Consider the following 22874-nt stretch of genomic DNA (forward strand, 5'->3'; position numbering starts at 1 on the left):
CTGAATTTTATTTTTTATCTAAGTTTCCAAAAACCGTATCGATTACACGGCGTTGTCTACGTTTATCTCTAGTGCTAGAACCTGGTGCTGGTACAGAACTGTAAGGTCTAGAAGCTACTTCTAGCTTAACCAAATCCATACGTTGTAACATATGGCTCCATGCCCCCATGTTTTTAGGTTCTTCTTGTGCCCAAACGTAATTTTCTACATTAGGATATTTATCAATAACGCTTTGGATTTTCTCTAAATGTAGCGGGAATAGTTGTTCTATTCTTACTAAGGCAATATCTTCTCTACCTAATTCTTCTCTTTCGGCTAACAAATCGTAGTAGAATTTACCTGTACAGAACACTAATTTTTTAACGTTTTTAGGGTTAATAGTATCGTCTATAACTTCTTCAAACTTGCCAGAAGCCAGTTCTTTTATACTAGAAACAGCTTTTGGATGACGTAATAAACTTTTAGGAGTAAAAACGATTAATGGTTTTCTGTAACTGCGTTTCATTTGACGGCGTAGTAAATGGAACATGTTTGCAGGTGTTGTACAATCTGCCACAATCATATTATCGTCACCACATAATTGTAGGTAACGCTCTATTCTTGCCGATGAGTGCTCGGATCCTTGACCTTCATAACCATGAGGTAAAAGAACAACTATACCGTTTTGAGCTTTCCATTTATCTTCGGCAGCCGATAAATATTGATCGAATATAATTTGGGCACCATTACTAAAATCGCCAAACTGCGCTTCCCAAATGGTTAATGTATTTGGGTTTGCCATGGCATATCCATAATCGAAACCTAATACGCCGTATTCTGATAAAAAAGAATTGTAAATATACATTTCCCCTTTATTCTCTGGATTAGTATTTAATAGATTAATACGTTCTTCTGAAATTTCATCGCGTAAAATGGCATGACGGTGGCTAAATGTACCACGCTCGACATCTTGTCCCGAGATACGAACATCGAAACCTTCTTCTAGCAAACTTCCATACGCTAAAGTTTCGGCCATTCCCCAATCTAAGGTATCGGTTTCAAAAACCATTTTTTCACGACCAGCTAGAATACGTTCTGCTTTTCGTAAAAACTTAACACCTTCGGGTACGGTTGATACTACTTTAGAGATACTTTCTAATTTCTCCTTAGCATAGGTAGTATCCTCAGATTGTAACATCTCTTCTACCCCTTGTCTTTCAAAATCTTTCCAACGTTCTTGCATAAACTCGCGAACTTTAGATGATTTTGCCTTTTTAGATTTTGTGTACTCACTTTCTAAAGTATCTTTAAAATCTGCGATAATTTTATCTACATACGCCTGATCAATAGTGTTTTCTGCTATTAATTTATCGGCATAAATTTTAAAAGGATTTGCATGCTTAGCTATTTCCTTATATAATTTTGGTTGGGTAAAACGAGGCTCATCACCTTCATTATGACCATATTTTCTATACCCTAATAAATCGATATACACATCTTTCTTATAACGCATTCTGTATTCCAAGGCCATTTCAACAGCATGAACTACTGCTTCGGCATCATCTGCATTTACATGCATTACTGGCGATAAAGTAACCTTTGCAACATCTGTACAATAGGTACTAGAACGTGCATCTAAATAATTGGTTGTAAATCCAATTTGATTATTTACTACTATATGTACAGTTCCTCCAGTTTTATAACCAGATAACTGACTCATTTGGGCTACTTCGTAAGCAATACCTTGTCCTGCAATTGCGGCATCTCCATGCACAATAATTGGAAGTATTTTAGAATCGTCGCCCTCGTAATCGCTATCAATTTTTGCTCTAGTAATACCTTCAGCAACAGGTGCAACGGTTTCTAAATGCGACGGATTTGGAACCAAATTCATCTTAATATTTTTACCGTTTTGGTATGTTTTATCTAGGGTTAACCCTAAGTGATACTTTACATCGCCATCAATATCTGCATCTTCAAAATCTTTACCATCAAACTCGCTAAAAAGCTCATTAACAGGTTTTCTAAAAATGTTAACCAATGTGCTTAAACGCCCACGGTGTGCCATACCCAGTACACACTCTTTAACACCATGTTTTTCAACGGCATAAAAAAGCACATTACTAATTGCTGGAATTAAAGATTCGCCACCTTCTAAAGAGAAACGTTTTTGCCCTACATACTTAGTTTGTAAAAAGTTTTCGAAAGTAACGGCTTGGTTTAACTTTGAAAGGATATATTTTTTAGTTTCAGCCGAAAAATTTGGCTGATTGTCATTTTTATTTAATTGTTCTTGCCACCATGCAATAACCTCTGGATTACGCAAATACATATATTCAATTCCTATAGAACTACAATATATTTTTTCTAAATGAACAATAATTTCACGAAGGGTTTTAACACCAATTCCTAAAATATCGCCTGCATTAAAAACGGTATCTAAATCGTTTGCGTTAAGGCCGAAATTTTCGATTTCTAAAGTTGGTTGATAAGTACGTCTTGCGCGAACTGGATTTGTTTTAGTAAACAAATGCCCTCGCATTCTGTAACCATCAATTAATCTTACAACTTGAAATTCTTTTTGAACATGTTCTGGTATTTGAGTAGAAACACCTTCAACAATTTCACCTTCTAATCCATAATTATCACTACCAAAATCGTAACCTTGAAAAAAGGCTCTCCAACTTGGCTCGACTGAATCTGGACTTTGTTGATACTGCTCGTATAAATCAGCGAAAAATGCTGTATGTGCTGCGTTTAGAAATGAAAATTTATCCATTGTTATTTTTAATCCCGTATAGTTTAATCAAAATATTCACCAAAAATACAACTTTTACTAAAATTAGATGTTTCTTTAACTATATTTATAGCAAATAATATTCAATTAACGAATATGCTTAAAATTTTGTTAATTTTTTAAAGATTTAACGCTGGTATGAATTCAATTCTTTTAATAAATAAAAAAATAGTCTTTCTTTTCGCATTCCTTTTATTTTACTCGCTAAATATTACGGCGCAAGATACTCAATCCAATTTCTGGGACCACGTACGATTTGGTGGAGGTTTAGGTTTAAATTTTGGCGATGGCTTTTTTAGTGCTACGGTAGCACCAAGTGCTATTTATGAATTTGACAATAATTTTTCGTTAGGATTAGGATTAAATGCCACCTTTAATAATCAAAAAAATGCTTATAAGTCTACTATTTTGGGCGGAAGCGTAGTAGCATTATATAATGTAATAAGAGAAGTACAACTTTCTGCCGAATTTGAGCAACTTAATGTTAACCGCCGTTACAATACTAATATTGACCTTCCTACAGATAATTATTGGATTCCGGCGCTGTATTTAGGAGCCGGTTATAGAAGTAGAAACGTTACATTGGGTATAAGGTACGATGTTTTATACGACACCAAAAAAAGTATTTACGCAGATCCTTGGGCGCCTTTTGTTAGGTTTTATTTTTAATAGTTTTAGGCATAATTATTCCTAAACCACACTTTCTGCCATTCGCGTTTTAATATTAAAAAGGAAACCTCTTCCGAGAGTTTTAAAATATCATCGCCATTTAGAGCTTTTACTTGTTTTTCCGGAACATCTATAATGTATAGCAAGCTTAAATAGTCGGTAAATTTTTCTTGAATGAGTTTATAAACCGTTTCGTGAAGCATCAATTTTAAACTTGATGGTAAAATGTCCTCATGAAAATCCAAATCTATATTAGCTAAAAGAAAATCTTTATTTAACTGCAGAATCAAATTTTTATACAACTCTAATTGATTGGCTTGTTCAATTAAATTTTCGAAAGTATCTGGTAATTTCATAAACAAGATTCCCAATTAACAGGAAACAACATTTGATTATTAAACAGTTCTGTTCATTAAATTATTTCCAAAAGATTTTAGCAACTGCTTTTTATCTTCCGCAATATTTAAAGACTCTAATACCGTAAAGGCTTTTTTAGTGTACTCTTGTATAGCGTTTTTAGTTGCATCGGCAGATCCTGTAGAAACAAAAAACTGTTTTGCAACTTCAATTTTAGTAGTCACATCGTCTGGATTAGATGCAAATAATTGGCTTAACTCTTTACGATCGCTTTCATTAGAAAACTCTAAAGCTTTTAAATACAAATAGGTTTTTTTGTTTTCTATAATATCGCCTCCTACTTGTTTTCCAAAGGTTTTAGGATCGCCAAAAGCATCTAAATAATCGTCTTGCAATTGAAACGCAATACCTAAAAAACGTCCAAATTCATATATATTATTTTGATCTTCAACAGATGCTTTAGCCACAATAGCGCCCATTTTCATGGCTGCTCCAACTAAAACCGCAGTTTTATACTCTATCATTTTTAAGTATTCAGTAATAGTAACATCGTTTCTAATTTCAAAATCGACATCGTATTGCTGACCCTCACATACTTCTAACGCTGTTTTACTAAACAACTTTGCTAATGCCTGAAACACTATAGGTTCGTAATTTTCAAATAATTGATAGGCCATAATTAACATGGCATCGCCAGAAAGAATCCCGGTGTTAACATCCCATTTTTCATGCACCGTACTTTGACCTCTGCGTAAAGGGGCATCGTCCATAATATCGTCATGAACTAACGAAAAATTATGAAACACCTCTATACTTAAAGCCGCATTTAAGGCACTTTTATAAGTACCCGAAAAAATATCGGCAGTCATTAAGGTTAAAACAGGACGAAGCCTTTTCCCTCCTAAACCTAAAATATAGTTTATAGGATTATATAAGTTTTTAGGCTCTTTGCATGTAGAAAAGTTATCTAAATACGCGATAAACTCTTCTTGGTATTTTTCTATTGAAAGCATCAAGCAAAAATAGGGTAATTCATTATAATTAAAAACCCCAATGTAAAGGATATGTTAAAAAAACATTAAAACTCAGGAAACTTTTTAGGTTTTTAAAGTTTCCTGTTGTAGTTTTGCCACCAATTATGAGAGAAAAAATAGTAAAAAAAGCAACCGACTTGTTTTTAAACCTAGGGTTTAAAAGCGTCACGATGGACGATATCGCTCATGAAATGGGTATATCGAAAAAAACGATATATGTCCATTTTGCTAACAAAACAAAATTAGTTGAAGCTGTTTCATTTTCTGTTTTCGATGTAATATGTAACGGTATTGATAATATATGCACCAACTCTACAAACCCAATAGAGGAATTATACGATATAAAGATGTTTGTAATGCATCATCTAGAAAGCGAAAAATCGTCGCCCCAATTTCAATTAAAAAAATACTATCCGCAAATATATGCTACACTTCATTTAAAACAATTTGAAAAAATGCACGACTCCGTTAGTAAAAGCCTGCAAAGAGGTGTGGATACTGGGTTATTTCGTCCTAATATTGACATAGCGTTTATATCCAGAATGTATTTTAACGGCATGACAGGTATTAAAGATGGCACTATTTTTCCATCAGAGTTGTTCTCAATGGAATACTTAATGGAAAGTTATCTGGAATATCACTTAAGAGCCATTGTTACCGAAAAAGGCTTCCAAACTTTAAATAAATTTATAACATCAAATCAATCATAAAATGAAGAACAAACTAATATTAATTTTTAGCGTATTAGTTTCTATTACAGCTATTGCACAAGAAACCAAACAGCGTTTTTCGTTAGAAGAAGCTATTTCTTTTGCCTTAGAAAATAATAGAACAGCTAAAAACGCTAGCAGAGATATTGAAGCTGCAAAGCAACAAAAATGGGAAACAACAGCGGCAGGTTTACCTCAACTTAATGCCGCAGTAGATTACCAAAATAGCATAAAACAGCAACTACAAGTTGTTGAGGCTTCTGCTTTTGGCGGTCCAGAAGGCGAATATACGGCAATAGCTTTAGGACTAGAACAAAGCTTAATAGGTTCTGCAACGTTAAGCCAATTACTTTTTGATGGTTCTTATATAGTAGGCTTACAATCTGCAAAAGTATATTTAGAGATATCTAAAAACGCTAAAACCAAAACAGATTTAGAGGTTAGAAAAGCTGTAGTTAACGCTTATGGTAATGTTTTACTAACCGAAGAAAGCGTAACTATTTTAGAGCGCAACAAATTGGCTTTGCAAAAAAACCTTGACGAAACCACTAAAATTTATGAGAACGGTTTAGAGGAAGAAGAAAGTGTAGAACAGCTAAAAATAACATTATCTACCATTAACAGTACCTTAAACAACAGTATTAGGTTAAAAAAAGTAGCCTACCAAATGCTTAATATTACACTAGGTCTAGATATTGAAAACGAAACGGTACTAACAGATAATCTAGAAACGTTAACAGCCCAAAATATCGATTTAGCGTTTACAAATAATCCGTTTTCAATAGAAAACACAATAGATTATAAAATTGCCGAAAACGATAAAACCTCTAAGGAGTTATTGTTAAAATTAGAGAAATTCAAAAACTTACCAACTCTTAGTGCTTTTTTAACTGGAGGATATGCCTCTTATAGCCCCGAGTTTACCTTTCTAGATAGCGACCAAAAATATTATGGCTTCGGTATTTTTGGCGCCAAATTAAGTATTCCAATTTTTACCTCTGGAGCAACAAATTCTAAAATACAACGTGCTAAAATAAATTTAGAAAAAGCCGAAGACGACCTAACGGAAACCGAACAACAATTAAAATTACAAATAGCATCGGCAAAAAGTGACTATCAATTTGCTATTGAAGAATATAGCATTAAGAAAGAAAACTTAAATCTAGCCGAACGTATCGAGAAAAAAAATCAAACTAAATTTTTTGAAGGTATTGCTTCTAGTTTCGAGTTAAGACAAGCACAAACGCAACTTTATACCGCACAGCAAGAGTTTTTACAAGCTATGCTTAATGTTATAAACAACAAAGTAGCTCTAGAAACCATTACAAACCAAGGGCTATAAACACAACCATAATTAAGTGAATTTAATAAACGTAACAACCATGAAATATATATATCTAACATTTTTAAGTGCTTTTATTTTAACCTCGTGTGGAGGTGAAGGAAAAAAATCTGTTGAAGACATTATAGCTACAGGCGATTTAGAACTTATTAGAACTAAAAAAAGTGAACTTGAAGTTTCGGCTCAAGAAATTTCAGAAAAACTAAAACAATTAGAAAATACCATTAAGAGCTTAGATCCTCAAGAAAAAATTCCTTTAATAACAACTTTTCATGCAAAAGAAGCTGTTTTTAATCACTTTGTAGAATTGCAAGGTAATGTTAACACCAAACAAAACTTGTTAATTTACCCAGAGTTTTCGGGGGTTTTAACTCATGTTTATGTAAAAGAAGGACAAAAAGTTAGCAAAGGACAAATTTTAGCAAAAATTGATGATGGCGGATTAGGCCAGCAATTAGCACAATTAAAAATTCAAACCGAATTAGCTAAAACAACCTATGAGCGTCAAGAACGTTTATGGGAACAAAATATAGGTAGCGAAATACAATTTTTACAAGCCAAAGCATCCTATGAAGGACAACTAGAAGCTACAAAACAACTAGAACAACAAGTCGCAAAAACTGTTGTTCGTGCACCATTTTCGGGTACTATCGACGATGTTATTACAGATCAAGGTAGTGTTGTTGGTCCGGGTCAAACGATGTTATTTAGAATTGTAAACCTAGACGATATGTACATTGAAACAGAAGTGCCAGAGCGTTATGTTTCAGATATTGTTAATGGCAAAGAAGTTAAAGTAGAATTTCCTGTGCTTGGAAAAAGCATAGATGCTAAAGTTCGTCAAGCCGGAAACTTTATAAACCCTTCTAACCGTACGTTTAAGGTAGAAGTTGCTATTACTAATAAAGATAAAGACATTAAACCAAACCTTACAGCAAAACTTAAAATTAACGATTACACCAACCAAAAGGCCATACTAATACCACAAAGTATTATATCAGAAAATGCCGAAGGTCAGCAATACGTGTATACCATTACCAATAAAGTTGAAAATAAAGCCAAAGTAAAACGTGAGTTTATTGAAACCGGAAGAACTCAAGGTGATTATATTGAGGTGTTATCTGGTATTGAGAACAATGAAGAACTTATTGTTGAAGGTGCTAGAAGTGTAAAAGATGGTCAAGATGTAAAAGTTCTTGATATTGCAGAGGAAAACTAAAATTAAAGACCAAAATCAATGACTAAAAATAAAAAAAACAAACAAGTAGATAAGGAATTTGGTTTTTCTTCTTGGGCAATTAACAATAAAACAACCATGTATGTTTTAATTGCACTTATATTATTCCTTGGCGCAGGTGCTTATTTTAGCATGCCTAGAGAGAATTTCCCAGAAATTAAAGAAACCAAAATTTACATAAGCTCCATTTATCCTGGTAATACAGCCGAGGATATAGAAAAATTAATTACCGACCCTATTGAGGACAAACTTAAAACGGTAAGTAATGTTGTTGAAATTACCTCAACATCGCAAGAGGATTATTCGATTGTAATTGTAGAATTTGACGAAAACATATCTGTTGACGCTGCAAAACAGAAAATTAAAGACGAAGTAGACTCGGAAACTGCTGGCGAAGATTGGCCAACATTTAATGGCGCTAAAGTAGAACCTAATGTGTTCGATTTAAGTATGTCTGAAGAAATTCCAATACTTAACATTAATATTTCTGGAGATTACCCTATTGATAAGCTAAAAGAATATGGCGAATTTCTTGAAGATGAAATTGAAAGCCTACAGGAAATAAAACAAGTAGATATTCGTGGTGCACAAAAAAAAGAAGTAGAGGTTGCCGTAGATATTTACAAAATGATGGCTGCTCAAGTAAGTTTCGACGATATTATAAACACCATAAGCAGAGAAAACGTGACCATGTCGGCAGGTAATTTAATTACTAGCGGACAACGTCGTACCATACGAATTATAGGGGAAATAGACGTGCCCAAAGAACTTGAAAACTTTGTAGTAAAGGCAGAAAACAACAACCCTATTTATTTAAAGGATGTTGCTGTGGTTCGTTTTAAGGACGAAGACAAAACTACCTACGCTCGCGAATTTGGTCATCCAGTGGTAATGCTAGATGTTAAAAAACGAGCTGGAAAAAACATGGTTGCTGCTGCCGAACAAATTCAAGCCATAGTTAAAGACGCTATTGCAAACACCTTTCCTCCAGATTTAACCGTTACAATTGCCAACGATCAATCTTCAAAAACCATTGGTCAGGTAGACGATTTAGTTAACAATATCATATTTGGTATTATACTAGTTGTAACCGTTTTAATGTTCTTTTTAGGATTTAAAAACGCCTTGTTTGTTGGGTTTGCCATTCCTATGTCTATGTTTATGTCCTTAATGATATTGGACCTCTTAGGCTACACCATGAACACCATGATTCTTTTTGGGTTAATTATGGGGCTTGGTATGCTGGTAGATAATGGTATTGTTGTGGTAGAAAACGTGTATCGTTTAATGAGCGAAGAAGGCATGAACAGAACTGAAGCCGCAAAAAAAGGAATTGGTGAAATAGCATATCCTATTATCATTTCAACTTTAACAACAGTTGCAGCTTTTGTTCCCCTTGGTTTATGGCCTGGTGTAATGGGGCAGTTTATGAAATATTTCCCAATAACCTTATCCGTAGTTCTTGGGTCTTCATTATTTGTTGCTATTTTCTTTAACTCGGTTATGGTATCTCAATTTATGACCATTGAAGATAAAGATATGCCGCTTAAAAACATTATAAAAATATCGGCTATTGCTGGAGGTCTTGGATTATTAATATTAATAACCGGAAGTGCCTATCGAGGTTTAGGAACTTTAATGATTGTAACCGTAATACTACTATGGGTTTACCGCTTGTTTTTACGAAATTGGGCAAACGGATTTCAAAATAAAATATTACCAAAATGGGAGCGTATTTACGAGAAATCACTTCGTTTTGCCTTAAGCGGAAGAAAACCTGCCGTAATCACTATAACCACTTTTGCATTACTAATAATAGCTTTTATGGGCTTTGGAGCATCTGTAGGAAGCCAACGCACAAAAGTAGAATTCTTTCCAGATAATACGCCAAATCAAATTATAGTTTATATAGAATATCCTGAAGGTACTGACATTAAAAAAACTAACGCCATTACAAAAGATATAGAACAACGTGTATATAAAATCATTAATGATGAAGCTTATATGGACGGTGATTTTAATTTCTTAACCGAGAGTGCGGTATCGCAAGTTGGTGAAGGCGCTGGTAACCCGCAAACCGATGGTGGTTCTGCTGCCGAAATGCCGCATCGTGGAAAAATTACAGCTACCATGCGCGAATACAAATTTAGGAAAGGTGCAGATAGTCAAGAACTTCTTAAAAAGGTTCAAGAAGACTTAAAAGACATTTATCCTGGAGTTGCTATTTCGGTTGAAAAAGATGCTGCAGGACCTCCTGCAGGATATCCCATTAACGTAGAATTAGAAGGTGACGATTATACCGAATTAATTGCTACTGCAGAAAACATGCGCGATTTTATTAATACTAAAAACATTCAAGGTATTGATGAGCTAAAAATCGATGTTAATAAATCAAAACCATCAATGCAGGTTTTGGTTGATAGAAAAAAAGCAGGTGAGTTAGGTGTTAGCGCCGGACAAGTGGGGCAGCAACTTCGTAATTCTATTTTTGGTGCCAAAGCAGGTGTTTATAAAGAAGATGGAGAAGATTACGATATTTATGTTCGTTTTAATGAAGAGAATAGATACAATACTAGTGCTATTTTTAATCAGAAAATAACGTTTAGAGATATGGCTTCTGGACAAATAAAGGAAGTTCCTGTATCTACGGTTGCAAAACAAACCAACAATTCTGGTTTTAGTGCTATTAAGCATAAGGACGTTAAGCGAGTGGTTACGTTATATTCTGCATTAGCACCTGGATATACAGATGCTGCGGCTATTGTAGCTAAAATTCAAAACGAAATGCAAGGGTTTACACAAAAACCAGATAATGTAAATATCGATTATACGGGGCAAATAGAAGAGCAAAATAAGCAAATGGCCTTTTTAATGGGTGCCTTTTTTACAGGCTTAGGTTTAATTTTCTTTATACTAATATTCCAATTTAATTCGGTTTCGAAGCCTGGAATTATTATGATAGCTATATTTTTAAGTTTAATAGGTGTGTTTGGAGGTATTGTAGCCACAGGAAGCTCTTTTGTTATAATGATGACCATGATGGGAATTATCTCATTAGCCGGTATTGTGGTAAATAACGGTGTGGTACTGCTAGACTATACGCAACTTTTAATTGATAGAAAGAAACTAAGTTACCATTTAGAAGCCGATCAATATTTAGGAAAAACTGATTTAATGGAAGCAATTGTTAAAGGAGGAAAAGCACGTTTAAGACCTGTTTTACTTACAGCAATTACCACGATTTTAGGATTAATTCCGTTGGCAACGGGTTTAAACATCAACTTTTTTACTTTATTTAGTGAGTTTGATGCTAACATTTATATGGGTGGTGACAACGTAATTTTCTGGGGACCATTAGCTTGGACCGTTATTTACGGATTATTTATAGCGACGTTTCTAACTTTAATAGTCGTGCCAATTTTATTTTATCTTATAACCCAATTTAAAATGTGGTTATTTAAAGATCGAGTTTCAAATGAAACCGAGTTAATTGATCAAGAAACTTTTAATTTAAACAAAAACGTTTAGATTAATTTGAATTTATTGTAAGTTCTTTATTTAAATCGAGACTTTAATCTAGAAATTGTCACTTCTCAATGTTATAGAATTGGCAATACACCTTAAAACAACCATCTTAGTTGTTTTAAAGTAATCCTTTTGTTCTTAGATCATTAGGATTAATTAATAGCGAAGAAAAGCCCCAACAAATGTTGGGGCTTTTTGATTATTAACATAGTCTAGTTAAACTGTTACTACGTTCTATTTTAAATTAAATGTTAACCTACCAAATACGTAGCGTCCATTATTACCAAACTGCGATACACGACGTGAGTAAACAAATTGATTACTTGAAGTTAAGTATCCTGGTAATTCATCGGGATAAACATCCAATAAATTATTAGCACCAATGGTTAATCTTAACGCATCGCTAAAATTATAACCCACAGTTAAATCAGTTATCACATTAGATCCAATTTCAGGATGTCCGCCTTCGGTTAAGTTTCCGGTATCGAATACACTACCAAAAAATGCATTTCTTAAGAAAATGTTCCAATCGCCTATGTCTAAGTTATGCGATAAGTTTGCTTTTACTCTAGGTACAGCTAGCTCTAAATACACTCTAGACGCTTCATCAAAATAGTTATCTAATAAACCTGCTTCCGTTAAAATATCACTTCCTTGTGTAGCGCCAACTTTTTCGGTTTTAGAGTAGGTTGCTGCTAAATTATTAGTTAACCTGCCCTCACCAATATTTGCTTTATGCGAAATTACCACATCTAAACCTTTAGTTTCTGTGTCGATAGCATTCGCGAAAAACGCAGCTTGACCAATTCCTAGATTAGTAAATATATCGGCTAATTGAGAGCCATCATTTGGGTTTGAGAAATTACCAGTATAAGTAACTCTATCATCAATAGCAATATAGTACCCATCAATAGTTATGGTTAAATTAGCATCTGGAATTTTAGTAGTAAACCCTAAACTTGCATTAAAAGATGTTTCTTCTTTTAACTTAGGAATACCAAATAATGCTGCCGCTCTAGAACTATTAGTAAACGTTCCAACCTCTTGTGCAACACCTTGATCGTTAAATAGGGTATTAGATTTACTATAAAATTGTTGGTGTAATGAAGGGGCTCTAAAGCCAGTACTCAAGGCACCTCTTAAATTAGTATTATCGCTTAGTTTATAGCGCATAGCTAATTTACCATTTAATGTACTACCAAAATCACTAAAATCCTCGAAACGTAAGGCACCACTCATTAAAAACTTTTCAGAAATATCGGCTTCAACATCAACATATAATGCCATACTATTTCTTTTAGCATCTATCGCATTTTCTGGAGTAAACCCAGAAAACACTTGTGCACCAGCTGTTGCTTGATTACCAAAAAAATCGGTTACCTGTAAGGTTGGATCTTCGGCAGCTGCAGCTGTTTCAACTTCGCCATTTACATCATATTTCGCATAAGATGACTCTTCTCCAGCTTCAATAAAGAAATTTTCAACACGATATTCTGCTCCAAAAGCTATGTTTAAACCAGACATGATGTCGTCGTAAAACTTAGACATATCAAAATTTACCGTATTCTGTTGAAAACCATTTAAACCAGCATCAAACTCGGTTGGAGAAGACGCTTGTAAATAAAAGTTTGTAGTGTTTGTAATGTTATAAGCAAACGTATTTAAACCCCAAGTGTGTGATAAATCGATATTCCAATCATTTATTTTCCCTTGAATACCAAACCCTAAAGATTTGTCAATAATATCAGACTCAATGTTTGGTAAAAAACCGTTTATATAAGATAAAGTATTTCCTCTACCTGATGAATGTCCCGGTGTTCTATAAAACCCAGAAGCATCACCATGACGATAAGATAACCCACCAAAGGCATATAATTTAGCTTCGTTTTCTACATCTCCAATAGGAATTTCTAGATTTCCCATTAGCTGACCTTGGTCTAATCCAGATTGCCCAACACTCATGTTGTAGTCACTTCTAGTTTGTCCTCTAGCTGCTAATTCTGCATCGGTAACATCTAAACCAGATAAAATCCCTGTAGTTTGTTCTCCTGTAGTTACATTATAACCAGACAACTCCTCGATACTTGTAGCTCCCGCAATTTGTCCTTGTAAGCCAGCATCAAAATGTCCAACCTGAGTGGCATAATTTTGAATAGCACCCAAATCGTTTCTTAAATCGGATAGATTAAAACCATCTTGAAAGGCTTGCCATTCTATAGCATTGTACGCATGAAATAGAGCACCGCTATTGGCACGAGCACGAGATGTTCTTTGACGGGTTGTTAAAGACCCCGTTAAATTAATAAAACCGCCATTTTCACCTATTGGAAGACCGTAGTTTAAATCGATTTGTGTTTTTTCACCATCGGTTCCACCATCATGATCATTTCCATTTTTAGACATATTAGCTCCTGTTGTAACCGCAGCAGTAAGCTCGTTAACATTGTCTTTAAGTACAATGTTAATAACGCCCGCAATAGCATCAGACCCATATTGGGCAGCAGCACCATCACGTAAAACTTCAATACGTTTAATTGAAGCTGCCGGAATCGCATTTAAATCTGTACCAACAGAACCACGTCCTGGTGTACCGTTAACATTTACTAAAGATGACGTGTGTCTCCTTTTACCGTTAACCAACACCAACACTTGGTCTGGACCAAGACCTCTTAATTGCGCAGGGTCAATATGGTCTGTTCCATCAGCCACAGTTTGTGTATTGGAAGAAAATGAAGGTGCTACATAATTTAAAATCTGTGTTACCGATACTTGTGGACCAGCTGTAGCTAAATCGGTCATATCAATAACATCTACAGGCACCGCTGTATCCACAGAAGTTCTACTTGGATTTCTAGACCCAATTAAAACCACCTCATTTAATGCAACACCAGATTCCATTGTTACATTAATAACCGTACCTGAAACGCTTTTTTCTTGCGTTTCGTAACCTACATACGAAAACACTAAAACATCTCCCGTTTTTGCATTAACACTGTAGTTTCCGTCAAAATCTGTTGTAGTACCTTTTGTGGTACCTTTTACAATTACCGAAACGCCGGGTAAACCTCCAGAATTATCTGTTACTGTTCCTGAGACTTCTTGAGCCATTACTGTTCCAGATAAGCCTAAAAAGAATAGAAACAGCAGACATTTTAAATGTAAAATTTTACTCATAGTTATTATTTATTTTGAATTAGTTCTAGCTAATATATGGATATTATATTATAATTTAAACACTTACACCCAGAATATTATGCACCTAACAGACTACATTAAGCAAAAACTTGAACTACAAAAAACAATAATACCTTAAGTGCTTTAGAAAAAAAACAAGTCATAAAAACACATGATAGTCAGAACCTAAAAACTAAACTACACAAAACCTAAAACACAAATTAAAAGGAATAAAACAAAACCCCAGATTTTAGTCTTTATACTAAAACCTGAGGTTTATATAATTTTGAAGCGTATATACTAAAAAACGCTATATTTTAAAATTTAAACGCTACGCTTGCATTTAAAACGGTGCCATTAAAACCAAATTGGCTTACTTCCCAAGGGTATTTAAAACGACCACCAAGATCGGTAACAAAATCGCCTTTAGTATCTATTTCATCTGGATACACATTAAGCAAGTTATTTACCGAAATATTTGCTGAAATCTTTTCGCTAAACTCGTAACCAACTATTAAATCTGTTATAATTTTACCAGCGAAAGTTTGATCGTAAGCAGCATCATCTATAGGTAATGGACCGTTTCCTAAATCTGCTCCATTTAAACCATTATTAGCATGTTGCCAAGTAACCTCACCAAAGTACGTGTTATTTAAAATAAAATTCCATTTGTTTAAATCATAATCCAAGCCTAATAAAATTTTAGACTTAGGTCTAGCAGACGTAATTCTTGCTTGTTCTTTTCTATTAAAAATTTCATAGCCATTATCTGCTAATAATTCTGGTGTATCAATTTCACCATCAATTGTAGTTTCATTAAAGTTAGCAGCTAAAGTTGCAGATAAATTTCCTTCTCCTAAATTGATATTGGTATAGTTAAGTACTAAATCTACACCTGTTGTATTAGTATTTACGGCATTCACGAAAAACTTTAAACTAGTAATAGAATTATCATTTAAAATTGTTTCTACTGGATTGGTAGTGGTATCGTCTCCATCAAAACCAATTTCTCCTGTAAATAATACACGATCGTCTACTTTTACATTATAGAAATCTGCTGAAACTGAAAAGTTTGGTTTAATTTTATAAGTAATACCAGCCGAAATATTTTTTGATGTTTCTGCACTAAGTTGCGGCACACCTAAATCTTCTCTAATAATAGGGTCTACATTATTAAAAGTACCTTGGTTTGAAATGGTTCCTCCAGATACAAGAGTTTGCACATTACTTAAATAGATTTGATGTAAAGATGGTGCTCTAAACCCTGTACTATAAGATGCCCTTAAAGCGCCTCTATTATCACCTAAAGAGTAGCGACCACTAACTTTCCATGATACGTTATCTCCAAAATCGCTAAAATCTTCATATCGTACTGCTCCACCAATTAACAAAGCATCAGTTGGCTCCCACTCCACATCTCCATATACACCGTAGTTATGCCTATCGGCACGAACAGCGTTTGAAGGCTGTAAACCAGGAAAAGATTGCGCTCCTCCATTTCCTGTAGGATTGAAATAAGATGCTGGCTCTCCAGCTCTAGCAGAAAAATTTTCTTGTTTAATTTCTGCTCCAAAAGCAATATTAACTTGACCCAAGCTTCTTGAAAAATCCAAGTTAGCTAAAGCGTTACTAAACGCATATCCCCCAACATCAAACCCTGTAGGACTGTTGGCACCTAAATCTATATTTAACGTATTGTTTACATCGTAATCAATTCTATTTCTTCCGTAAGTACCGCTAAAATCAACATCGAAATTAAACAGTTTCCATTTAACACCAGCAGTTAAATTATTATCTAAAACATCAGTTTCAAAAGTAGGTTGAAATCCATTATATTCCGTACCTGCTTCGTGTAATAAATTGTGCGGATCACTTACCCAATATGGTGTTCTATATAATGCAAAACTCTTACCTTGTCTAGAGGTTACACCACCAAACGTATAAAACTCTCCCGAATCGTTTTTAAAAGGAATTCCGGCATTAAAAAACAAATCTAATTTCTTTAATTCAGGCTGCCCAACGGTCATACCTAAATCTGGATTTTCTGCTAACCAAGAACCCCAAGTTGGGTCATCGGCAGCAACACCAAATAAAACATCAGATCCTGGAGTACCTGGTCTATTAGTCTTTTCTTGCTCGTAATACCCTGCAGTAACATTTAAATAGCCTCCATTTTTGCCAGTTAAGCCCGTATTTAAATCTACTCCAAAATTAAAACCATCACCTTCTGTGGTAACACCAGATTTTACATTTACCGAAGTATAGTCTACATTCTTTTTTAATACCATGTTAATTACACCGGCAATAGCATCAGACCCATATTGGGCAGAAGCTCCATCTCGTAAAACCTCTATACGTTCTATGGCCGCAGCAGGAATACTCTTTAAATCTACTCCTACTTCACCTTTACCTGGAGTATCATTTATATAAACTAATGCACTTTGATTTTTACGTTTTCCGTTTACTAAAACTAAAGTTCTACTTGGTCCTAACCCACGTAAATCGGCTGGATCAAAATGCGCTGTCGCATCAGAAATAGCTTGTGTAGAAGAGTTAAAAGACGGTACTTTATAAGTTAACATTTTATCTACCGTTGGCTGTCCTGTATTACGCATTTCATCTAAACCTATATTATCAATAGGTACTGCAGAATCCAATATTGTTCTTGGTTTTGATCTATTTCCGGTTAAAACTACGGCCTCTAAAGCCACACCAGATTGCATAGTTACGTTCAATTTACTACCCGCAACCGTATTTTCTTGCGTCTCATAACCCACATAAGAAAACACCAAAACATCGCCAACATTAGCACTAATGCTATAATTTCCGTCAAAATCGGTTGTTGTTCCTGTAGAGGTCCCTTTAACAACTACCGAAACCCCTGGTAATGCGCCAGTATCGTCCTTAACAACACCCGAAACTTCTTGTGCTATTATTGTAATAGGTAAGCCACAAAAAAACAGGAACATCATCAATTTTAAATTCAAAAATTTACTCATAATCATATTTTAATTTAAAGTTAGTTAGTGCTAATATATACATATTATCACTCCCGTAATAAGAATTTACTAAAATTTATAGTCAAACATTTAATTATCGTTAAGTTATAAAGATAAACAATAAGATATCCCCAAAACCAAGAAACCGTTAAAACCGTCATTAACTTTCGTTACAAGCATTGTGTAACTATATAATACACATCATTTATTTAAAAAAACATATATAAAAATTTATACTCAAGCGTATTTCATTAAATTTGCACATCAAAATTTAACTATGTACAGAAGTCATAATTGTGGTGAATTAACAGCTGCAAATATTAATACAGAAGTTACCCTATCTGGTTGGGTACAAAAGTCTAGAGATAAAGGTTTTATTGTTTGGGTCGATTTACGGGATCGTTACGGTATTACACAACTTGTTTTTGACGAGGAACGCACCTCGAAAGAGCTAATTGAACAAGCTCAAAATTTAGGCCGCGAATTTGTAATTCAGGTTAAAGGAAAGGTTATTGAGCGTGCTTCAAAAAATCCAAATATCTCTACTGGCGATATCGAAATTTTAGTATCGGAGTTAACTGTTTTAAACAAAGCCATATTACCACCTTTTACTATTGAAGATAAAACCGATGGTGGCGAGGATATTAGAATGAAATATCGTTATTTAGATATTCGTCGTAACCCTGTAAAAAACAGTTTAATATTTAGACACAAGGTAACTCAAGAAGTGCGTAATTACCTTTCAAAAGAAGGTTTTATAGAAGTTGAAACACCATATTTAATTAAATCTACACCAGAAGGTGCACGCGATTTTGTGGTTCCTTCTAGAATGAACGAAGGACAATTTTACGCCCTTCCGCAATCGCCACAAACATTCAAACAATTGCTTATGGTTGGTGGTATGGATAAGTACTTCCAGATTGTAAAATGTTTTAGAGACGAAGATTTACGTGCCGACAGACAGCCAGAATTCACACAAATTGATTGTGAAATGGCGTTTATCGAGCAAGAAGATATATTAAATGCTTTTGAAGGCTTAACGCGCCACTTACTTAAAGAAATAAATGGTGTTGAGGTTGAAAAATTCCCAAGGCTGTTATACGACGATGCCATGCGTTTATACGGAAACGATAAACCAGACATTCGTTTTGGGATGGAATTTGGCGAGCTAAACGAAGTAACCCAACATAAAGAATTTGGTGTTTTTAATAATGCCGAATTAGTAGTTGGTATTGCTGTACCAGGTGGAAATAGTTATACCAGAAAAGAAATAGATAAATTAATTGACTGGGTAAAGCGCCCGCAAGTTGGTGCTTTAGGCATGATTTACTCACGTTGTAATGACGATGGGTCTTTTAAATCTTCAGTCGATAAATTTTACGACCAAGACGATTTAGCCAAATGGGCCGAAATTACTGGAGCTAAACCAGGCGATTTAGTTTGTGTACTTTCTGGAGATACTAATAAAGTGCGTGCACAATTAAGTGCATTACGTATGGAATTAGCAGAGCGCTTAGGCTTAAGAGATCCAAAAGTATTCGCACCATTATGGGTTATTGACTTCCCTTTATTAGAATTAGATAAAGAAACGGGTCATTACCACGCCATGCACCATCCATTTACTTCGCCAAAACCAGGACAACTAGAATTATTAGAAACCAACCCTGGAAAAGTAAAAGCCAATGCATACGATTTAGTTTTAAACGGAAACGAAATTGGTGGCGGATCTATAAGAATTCACGACAAGCAAACACAAGCCATAATGCTAAAACATTTAGGTTTCTCTGACGAAGAAGCTAAAGCACAATTTGGCTTTTTAATGGATGCTTTCGAGTATGGCGCGCCACCACACGGTGGTTTAGCTTTTGGTTTAGATAGATTGGTTGCTATTTTAGGCGGACAAGAAACTATTAGAGATTTTATTGCTTTCCCAAAAAACAATTCGGGTCGCGATGTCATGATAGACGCTCCTGCACCAATTGACGATGAGCAGTTAACCGAATTAAGCTTAAAACTTAATTTAAAATCATAAAAATTAAATCCTGCGCTATGCAGGATTTTTTATTAGTTTTATATCATGCCATCGCTAACAAAAAAACCACTTCGTAAATTTCTGCTCTGGAAATATAAATATATTTCAGAGCAACAATTTATTTATGCGCTAAGTATCCTAGTGGGCTTCTTAGCTGGTATGGGTACGGTAACACTTAAAAACTTAACGCATTATATTCGTTTACTATTTAAGCTAGAGTTTTTTAATAATTATCAAAACTCGTTGTACTTCATTTTCCCAATGATAGGGCTGTTCCTGGTGTATATTATAAAACAAATTTGGTTAAAAAAACATATTGGTCATGGTATATCGTCAACCTTATACGCCATTTCAAAACTTAATGGCATTATTCCACGATACAATATTTACGCCGCGTTAATAACAGCGCCGTTAACCGCTGGGTTTGGGGGATCGGTAGGTTTACAAGGTCCCGCAGTAAGTGTAGGTTCTGCTTTAGGATCTAATGCTGCACGTTTGTTTAGAATGAACACTAAAACACGCATGCTACTTATTGGTTGTGCCGCTGCAGGTGCCATGGCATCCATGTTTAAAGCACCCATTGCAGCCATTATTTTTGCCATAGAAATTTTTAGTCTCGATATTGCCTTTGCCTCTCTTGTACCATTACTTTTGGCATCTGTTTCAGCAGTGGTAACCTCGTATATGTTTTTAGGAACCGATGTTTTGTTACGTTTCCAACTAACCGATAAATTCGAAATAAACGATATTGCATTTTACGTGCTGCTAGCCGTTGTTACAGGATTAGCATCCGTATATTTTTCAAAAGTGTTTTTTGGCATAACCAACTTTTTTAAGCAATTTGAAAGTAGAGCTGTGCGATTAATAATTGGTGGTTTAGCCATTGGCACCATGCTCTATTTTATTCCACCACTTTATGGTGAGGGTTACGGCATAATGAACAACCTTTTAAAAGGCGATCATTTAGCAGCCATTGGCACCACACCTTTCGATTTAGATTTAACAAATATCTGGATCGTTATTGCATTACTATTAGGCATAGGTATATTTAAAGCCATTGCCATGACCACCACTTTTGGTGCCGGCGGTGTAGGTGGTGTTTTTATTCCAACCTTAGTAATGGGAAATGTTTTAGGAAATGCCTTCGCAAAAATTATCAATAATATAGGCTTAGACTTTCATGTTTCCGAATCTAACTTTACATTAATTGGTATGACGGGGTTAATGGCAGGAGTACTGCACGCACCGCTAACCGCTATTTTCCTTATTGCCGAAATTACTGGAGGCTACGAGCTTTTTGTGCCATTAATGATAGTTTCTGCTATTTCATTCGCCATTACAAAATACTACGTATCCCATTCCATATACACCTTAAAATTAGCACAACGTGGTGAACTTATGACTCACGACAAGGACAAAAACGTTCTTATGGTTTTAGATATCGATAAGGTTGTAGAAACCAATTTTATCATCCTAAAACCCGAAATGAAACTAGGCGACATACTAAAAAACGCCGTAGCCAAATCGTCTAGAAACCATTTTCCTGTCGTTAATGATAATCATGAATTTTTAGGTGTCATCCGTTTAGACGATATCCGTCATATGATGTTTGACGCCGACCTTTACGACAAAGTAGACGCTGCTAGCCTCATGCACGCCGATGCTGGCATTATAAATTACGAAACCGATAACATGAATGTCATCATGGATAAATTCAAGTCCAGTGGCGCATGGAATTTGCCAGTGGTAAAAAATGGCAAATATTACGGTTACATATCCCGCTCCAAACTCCTAACCGCATACAGACAACAATTAATCAACTTCACCCAATAGCATCTAGCATGAAATACATTATATATATTCTAGCCATTGCCGCATTTACAAGCATTATTTTAGGGTTCTCCCTAGATGTCGAATATTCCGAAAAACTAATAGGTTTCGGCGTAACCGGTTTATTTTTAGTGGTATTTCCATTGTACACCTATTACAGCTGGAAAGATAAAAACATGAAAGATTACATGCTTACCAAAGAAAACCTCGATAAAATGCGCGAATCCCAAAAGCGTAAAAAGTATTAAAATTTGGGCGCCCCCCTTAAAGGGTCGGGCTTTCACTACTCAATCTTTTTGCGAAAAGCAAAAAGGATTTCAAACAAACCGTTCAATCCCTAACGCGGGTTAGTCAGCAAAAGCCAGTGCACAATTAACATGTATTTAGCATCCTAAAACAACAAACCCCTTAATCCCCTCTTATTAGAGGGTAAACTCATACGCTAAATAATTATTCTAAGTACTAGTTTTTTTTAAGGTAACAGTTTCCCTCCTAAAAAGGAGGGGATTAAGGGAGGTGTAAACCCATGTTCTTCAAACCTATAATTACAATCTTAAAGACTTCAATACGGCTTAAATTAAATATCATAATATACACACCCCTTAATCCCCTCTTATTAGAGGGGAAACTCATGCGCTAAATAATTACTTTAAGTACCAGTTTTTTTTAAGGTAACAGTTTCCCTCCTAAGAAGGAGGGATTAAGGGAGGTGTAAACCCATGTTCTTCAAACCTATAAATATAATCTTCAATAGCTCTAATAACATTCTCAATATCATTAAAAATTTGATAGTCTGAAAATCGTATAACACAAATCCCTAATTCATTTAATCTTTTTGTTTTAATAACATCCTTTTCATAAACCTCAAGTATTTCATGCGAATAACCATCACATTCGATACCCAATTGTAATTTATTACAAAAGAAATCTACTATAAATTCATCTATCGGTTTTTGCCTATGAAAATCGTAACCATGCATTTGATTTCTTCTTAAATACGTCCACAACTTAATTTCAGATTTAGTAGAATTATTTCTCAGCTGTCTAGCTAATTCTTTAAGTTTTGGATTATAAGATATTTTCATATTTTAAAAATAGAGAACAGGTGGTAATTATAAAACTCTAATTTAGGGATAAATAAATTCTTAATTAGAAACACACCCCTTAATCTCCTCTTACTAGAGAGGAA

Annotated in this window: 14 protein-coding genes; 8 read left to right on the forward strand and 6 right to left on the reverse strand. The window is 34.7% G+C overall.

Features of this window, described 5'->3' with window-relative positions:
* Positions 1 to 7 precede the first annotated feature (7 nt).
* On the reverse strand, positions 8 to 2758 hold the full coding sequence (locus tag BMY96_RS02635) for a 2-oxoglutarate dehydrogenase E1 component (RefSeq protein ID WP_092848674.1): 2751 nt from the start codon (positions 2756 to 2758) through the stop codon (positions 8 to 10).
* 156 nt (positions 2759 to 2914) lie between these two features.
* On the opposite strand from BMY96_RS02635, the gene BMY96_RS02640 reads away from it, so the two are divergent.
* Entirely contained in the window at positions 2915 to 3445 is a 531-nt protein-coding gene (locus BMY96_RS02640; RefSeq protein WP_092848676.1) for an alpha-ketoglutarate decarboxylase, read from the forward strand.
* Between the two features lie 5 nt (positions 3446 to 3450).
* Here the strand turns inward: BMY96_RS02640 and BMY96_RS02645 are convergent, their stop codons facing one another.
* Together BMY96_RS02645 and BMY96_RS02650 are read right to left on the reverse strand one after the other, a co-directional pair.
* Entirely contained in the window at positions 3451 to 3801 is a 351-nt protein-coding gene (locus BMY96_RS02645) for a hypothetical protein (RefSeq protein ID WP_092848678.1), read from the reverse strand.
* A 39-nt stretch (positions 3802 to 3840) separates the two neighbouring features.
* Positions 3841 to 4815 carry a polyprenyl synthetase family protein gene (locus BMY96_RS02650; protein ID WP_092848681.1) on the reverse strand — a complete coding sequence of 325 codons (975 nt, stop codon included), beginning with the start codon at positions 4813 to 4815 and terminating at the stop codon, positions 3841 to 3843.
* Positions 4816 to 4940: 125 nt separating this feature from the next.
* Between BMY96_RS02650 and BMY96_RS02655 the strand changes: the two genes are divergently transcribed.
* From BMY96_RS02655 to BMY96_RS02670, 4 genes are read left to right on the forward strand one after another with little or no spacing between them, the layout of a single operon-like run.
* Positions 4941 to 5546 (forward strand): TetR/AcrR family transcriptional regulator, encoded by a 606-nt coding sequence (locus BMY96_RS02655; protein ID WP_092848683.1) that lies wholly within the window; start codon positions 4941 to 4943, stop codon positions 5544 to 5546.
* A gap of 1 nt (position 5547) precedes the next feature.
* Positions 5548 to 6888 carry a TolC family protein gene (locus tag BMY96_RS02660; protein ID WP_092848684.1) on the forward strand — a complete coding sequence of 447 codons (1341 nt, stop codon included), beginning with the start codon at positions 5548 to 5550 and terminating at the stop codon, positions 6886 to 6888.
* A 40-nt stretch (positions 6889 to 6928) separates the two neighbouring features.
* Positions 6929 to 8107 carry an efflux RND transporter periplasmic adaptor subunit gene (locus BMY96_RS02665; RefSeq protein WP_092848686.1) on the forward strand — a complete coding sequence of 393 codons (1179 nt, stop codon included), beginning with the start codon at positions 6929 to 6931 and terminating at the stop codon, positions 8105 to 8107.
* A gap of 18 nt (positions 8108 to 8125) precedes the next feature.
* Complete coding sequence (locus BMY96_RS02670; protein ID WP_092848689.1) at positions 8126 to 11653, forward strand: efflux RND transporter permease subunit; 3528 nt, start codon at positions 8126 to 8128, stop codon at positions 11651 to 11653.
* A 231-nt stretch (positions 11654 to 11884) separates the two neighbouring features.
* Here the strand turns inward: BMY96_RS02670 and BMY96_RS02675 are convergent, their stop codons facing one another.
* Both BMY96_RS02675 and BMY96_RS02680 read right to left on the reverse strand, forming a co-directional pair.
* Entirely contained in the window at positions 11885 to 14824 is a 2940-nt protein-coding gene (locus tag BMY96_RS02675; protein ID WP_092848692.1) for a TonB-dependent receptor, read from the reverse strand.
* Between the two features lie 317 nt (positions 14825 to 15141).
* Positions 15142 to 17823, reverse strand: a complete 2682-nt coding sequence (locus tag BMY96_RS02680; protein WP_092848694.1) for a TonB-dependent receptor — start codon at positions 17821 to 17823, stop codon at positions 15142 to 15144.
* 277 nt (positions 17824 to 18100) lie between these two features.
* Between BMY96_RS02680 and aspS the strand changes: the two genes are divergently transcribed.
* From aspS to BMY96_RS02695, 3 genes are read left to right on the forward strand one after another with little or no spacing between them, the layout of a single operon-like run.
* On the forward strand, positions 18101 to 19855 hold the full coding sequence (gene aspS, locus BMY96_RS02685) for an aspartate--tRNA ligase (RefSeq protein WP_092848696.1): 1755 nt from the start codon (positions 18101 to 18103) through the stop codon (positions 19853 to 19855).
* A 45-nt stretch (positions 19856 to 19900) separates the two neighbouring features.
* Positions 19901 to 21688: a chloride channel protein gene (locus BMY96_RS02690; protein WP_092848699.1), complete on the forward strand. Its 1788-nt coding sequence runs from the start codon at positions 19901 to 19903 to the stop codon at positions 21686 to 21688.
* 8 nt (positions 21689 to 21696) lie between these two features.
* The gene (locus BMY96_RS02695; RefSeq protein ID WP_092848701.1) at positions 21697 to 21933 is read left to right on the forward strand and encodes a hypothetical protein; all 237 of its coding nucleotides are present in this window, start codon (positions 21697 to 21699) and stop codon (positions 21931 to 21933) included.
* Between the two features lie 438 nt (positions 21934 to 22371).
* On the opposite strand, the gene BMY96_RS02700 is transcribed toward BMY96_RS02695, so the two are convergent.
* Positions 22372 to 22770: an endonuclease domain-containing protein gene (locus BMY96_RS02700; protein WP_092848705.1), complete on the reverse strand. Its 399-nt coding sequence runs from the start codon at positions 22768 to 22770 to the stop codon at positions 22372 to 22374.
* Between the last annotated feature and the right edge of the window lie 104 nt (positions 22771 to 22874).

It is taken from the genome of Algibacter pectinivorans (assembly GCF_900112595.1).
Lineage (GTDB): Bacteria > Bacteroidota > Bacteroidia > Flavobacteriales > Flavobacteriaceae > Algibacter_B > Algibacter_B pectinivorans.

Excerpts from the sequence above, each read along its gene's own strand:
- BMY96_RS02635 (WP_092848674.1), bottom strand. The coding sequence starts at position 2,758 with ATGGATAAATTTTCATTTCTAAACGCAGCACATACAGCATTTTTCGCT.
- BMY96_RS02640 (WP_092848676.1), top strand. The coding sequence starts at position 2,915 with ATGAATTCAATTCTTTTAATAAATAAAAAAATAGTCTTTCTTTTCGCA.
- BMY96_RS02645 (WP_092848678.1), bottom strand. The coding sequence starts at position 3,801 with ATGAAATTACCAGATACTTTCGAAAATTTAATTGAACAAGCCAATCAA.
- BMY96_RS02650 (WP_092848681.1), bottom strand. The coding sequence starts at position 4,815 with ATGCTTTCAATAGAAAAATACCAAGAAGAGTTTATCGCGTATTTAGAT.
- BMY96_RS02655 (WP_092848683.1), top strand. The coding sequence starts at position 4,941 with ATGAGAGAAAAAATAGTAAAAAAAGCAACCGACTTGTTTTTAAACCTA.
- BMY96_RS02660 (WP_092848684.1), top strand. The coding sequence starts at position 5,548 with ATGAAGAACAAACTAATATTAATTTTTAGCGTATTAGTTTCTATTACA.
- BMY96_RS02665 (WP_092848686.1), top strand. The coding sequence starts at position 6,929 with ATGAAATATATATATCTAACATTTTTAAGTGCTTTTATTTTAACCTCG.
- BMY96_RS02670 (WP_092848689.1), top strand. The coding sequence starts at position 8,126 with ATGACTAAAAATAAAAAAAACAAACAAGTAGATAAGGAATTTGGTTTT.
- BMY96_RS02675 (WP_092848692.1), bottom strand. The coding sequence starts at position 14,824 with ATGAGTAAAATTTTACATTTAAAATGTCTGCTGTTTCTATTCTTTTTA.
- BMY96_RS02680 (WP_092848694.1), bottom strand. The coding sequence starts at position 17,823 with ATGAGTAAATTTTTGAATTTAAAATTGATGATGTTCCTGTTTTTTTGT.
- aspS (WP_092848696.1), top strand. The coding sequence starts at position 18,101 with ATGTACAGAAGTCATAATTGTGGTGAATTAACAGCTGCAAATATTAAT.
- BMY96_RS02690 (WP_092848699.1), top strand. The coding sequence starts at position 19,901 with ATGCCATCGCTAACAAAAAAACCACTTCGTAAATTTCTGCTCTGGAAA.
- BMY96_RS02695 (WP_092848701.1), top strand. The coding sequence starts at position 21,697 with ATGAAATACATTATATATATTCTAGCCATTGCCGCATTTACAAGCATT.
- BMY96_RS02700 (WP_092848705.1), bottom strand. The coding sequence starts at position 22,770 with ATGAAAATATCTTATAATCCAAAACTTAAAGAATTAGCTAGACAGCTG.